Annotated in this window: 1 protein-coding gene; it reads right to left on the reverse strand. The window is 57.0% G+C overall.

What is annotated here, in order from left to right:
- Window positions 1-512 (reverse strand): MFS transporter (locus tag AB1462_RS31705; RefSeq protein ID WP_367249025.1); only part of this gene is annotated, 512 nt, incomplete at both ends.

A 512-nucleotide genomic window follows, 5' to 3' on the forward strand; every position in this document is an offset into this window, starting at 1 on the left:
CGATTGCAAACAGCGTGACGAAAAGCCAAAGCGGAAGCTGTCCAAACAGCGAGAGCGCAAAGGCAATCCCTGTAACGATCAGAAACCCTATCATTGCGCCATGCGCCAGGCGGCGCATACCGAATTTTCCCACGAGTCTCGAGTTCAGAAACGAGGACACGGCCATCAATCCGGCAACAGCGGCGAAATAGACGGGGAACATGGTGCCTACGCCATAAAGCCCGACATAGATCTGCTGCGCGGAATTGATGAAGCCGAACAGTGCGCCGAAAGTGCATGTGATCGCTACCGTGTAGCAGATCGCCACGCGGTTCGTCAGAACGATGCGGAATGCCTGCGCAGTTCCGGCGACTGTCAGCGGCCGGCGATATTGCTCCTGAAGCGTTTCCGGCAGGCGGAAAAACGCCCAAAGCGTCACCAGAAACGAAACGACGCCCATGAACATGAAGATCATGTGCCATTCGCCGAACAGCATGATGACCTGTCCGATGCCCGGCGCGATGACCGGCACG

It is taken from the genome of Pseudomonas sp. SB113 (genome assembly GCF_040754745.1).
In the GTDB taxonomy this organism is placed as follows: domain Bacteria; phylum Pseudomonadota; class Gammaproteobacteria; order Pseudomonadales; family Pseudomonadaceae; genus Aquipseudomonas; species Aquipseudomonas grimontii.